The following is a 2627-nucleotide window of genomic DNA, read 5'->3' as shown; positions in this document are numbered from 1 at the left end:
CGCCAGCCGCAACGACCGGCTGCTCAAGCAGTACCGCAAGACCGTCGCGCGCATCAACGCCCTGGAGCCCGAGTACGAGCACTTGAGCGACGAGGCGCTGCGCGGCAAGACGCAAGAGTTCAAGGAGCGCATCGCCCGCGGCGAAACGCTGGACGACCTGCTGCCCGAGGCCTTCGCCGTGGTGCGCGAGGGCTCCAAGCGCGTCATGAAGATGCGCCACTTCGACGTGCAGCTGATGGGCGGCATCGCGCTGCACCAGGGCAAGATCGCCGAAATGCGCACCGGCGAGGGCAAGACCCTCACCGCCACGCTGCCGGTGTACCTCAACGCCCTGTCGGGCAAGGGCGTGCACGTGGTCACGGTGAACGATTACCTGGCCGGGCGCGATGCGCAATGGATGGGGCGTCTGTACAACTTCCTCGGCCTCACGGTGGGCATCAACCTGCCGCAGATGCCGCGCGAGGAAAAGCAGGCGGCCTACGCCAGCGACATCACCTACGGCACCAACAACGAGTACGGCTTCGACTACCTGCGCGACAACATGGTCTACGACGCGCGCGAGCGCGTGCAGCGGGGCCTGAACTACGCCATCGTCGACGAGGTGGACTCGATCCTGATCGACGAGGCGCGCACGCCGCTGATCATCAGCGGCCAGGCGGACGACCACACGGCGATGTACGTGGCTATCAACCAGGTCGTGCCCTCCCTGGTGCGCCAGGAAGGCGAGGCCGACCCGCGCACCGGCGAAGGCGTGACCCGGCCGGGTGACTTCACCGTGGACGAGAAGACCCACCAGGTGTTCCTGACCGAGCAGGGCCACGAAAACGCCGAGCGCATCCTGGCGGCGGCCGGGCTGATCCCGGAAGGCACCTCGCTCTACGATCCGGCCAACATCGCCCTGGTGCACCATCTGTATGCGGCGCTGCGAGCGCACCACATCTACCACCGCGACCAGCACTACGTGGTGCAAAACGGCGAGATCGTCATCGTCGACGAATTCACCGGCCGCCTGATGTCGGGCCGGCGCTGGAGCGAGGGCCTGCACCAGGCGGTGGAGGCCAAGGAGGGCGTGGAGATCCAGGCCGAGAACCAGACGCTCGCCTCCATCACCTTCCAGAACTATTTCCGCCTGTACGGCAAACTGGCCGGCATGACCGGCACGGCCGACACCGAAGCCTACGAATTCCAGGAGATCTACGGCCTGGAGACCGTGGTCATCCCGCCGAACCGCCCGAGCCGGCGCGACGACCAGCTCGACCGCGTCTACAAGACGACGCGCGAGAAGTACGAGGCGGCCATCGCCGACATCCGCGAGTGCCACGAGCGCGGCCAGCCGGTGCTGGTGGGAACGACCTCGATCGAGAACTCCGAGGTGATCTCCGAGCTGTTGACCAAGGCCGGCCTGCCGCACCAGGTGCTCAACGCCAAGCAGCACGCGCGCGAGGCGGACATCATCGCCCAGGCCGGCCGCCCGGGCATGATCACTATCGCCACCAACATGGCCGGCCGCGGCACCGACATCGTGCTCGGCGGCAACGTGGAAAAGGCCATCGCCGCGCTCGAGGAAGACCAGAGCCTCACGCCCGAGCAGCGCGCCGCGCGTGCCCAGGAGCTGCGCGAGGAGTGGAAGCGCGACCACGACAAGGTGGCGGCGCTGGGCGGCCTGCGCATCATCGCCACCGAGCGCCACGAGTCGCGCCGCATCGACAACCAGCTGCGCGGGCGCGCCGGCCGCCAGGGCGACCCGGGCTCGTCGCGCTTCTACCTGAGCCTGGACGACCAGCTGATGCGCATCTTCGCCGGCGACCGCGTCAAGGCGATCATGGACCGCCTGAAGATGCCCGACGGCGAGGCCATCGAGGCGGGCATCGTCACGCGCAGCATCGAATCGGCCCAGCGCAAGGTCGAGGCGCGCAACTTCGACATCCGCAAGCAGCTGCTGGAATACGACGACGTCGCCAACGACCAGCGCAAGGTCATCTACCAGCAGCGCAACGAGATCCTGGACGCCCCGGACCTGTCGCAGCTCATCGATGCCATGCGCGACGACTGCCTGGCCGACGTGGTGCACCAGTACGTGCCCCCCGAGTCGGTGGAGGAGCAGTGGGACCTGCCGGGCCTGGAGAAGGCGCTGGCGGCCGATTGGCGGATCGAGCTGTCCCTGCAGAAGGCGGTCGAGGGCTCGGACTCGATCACCGACGAGGACATTCTGGAGATGGTGCAGCAGGCCGGCCGCGAGGCGTTCGAGGCCAAGGTGGCGCTGGTCGGCAGGGAAAGCTTCACGCAGTTCGAGCGCATGGTACTGCTGCAGAGCTTCGACAGCAACTGGCGCGACCACCTGGCGGCGCTGGACTACCTGCGCCAGGGCATCCACCTGCGCGGCTACGCCCAGAAGCAGCCCAAGCAGGAATACAAGCGCGAGGCCTTCGAGCTGTTCCGCCAGCTGATCGACCAGGTCAAGAACGAGGTCACGCGCGTCATGATGAGCGTGCAGATCCAGTCCAACGACCAGCTCGACGAGGCGGCCCAAGCGCTGGAGCAGCGCGGCGAGGGCAGCATCGCCAACGTCACCTACAGCGCGCCCGACGAGAGCGGCAACCCCCAGTCGCAGGCGGCCGGCGCAGCCG

At 67.7% G+C, this 2627-nt stretch carries 1 protein-coding gene; it reads left to right on the top strand.

The window, feature by feature from the left end:
* Nucleotides 1–2627, top strand: a 2627-nt coding sequence (gene secA, locus A612_RS08880) for a preprotein translocase subunit SecA (RefSeq protein WP_019374146.1), incomplete at both ends; no start/stop codon positions are given.

Origin of the sequence: Melaminivora alkalimesophila (genome assembly GCF_000282995.1) — a bacterium.
Taxonomy (GTDB): Bacteria; Pseudomonadota; Gammaproteobacteria; order Burkholderiales; family Burkholderiaceae_C; genus Melaminivora; species Melaminivora alkalimesophila.
Note: the sequence above shows the minus strand (reverse complement) of the source record. Positions and strands in the feature narration are given on the sequence as shown.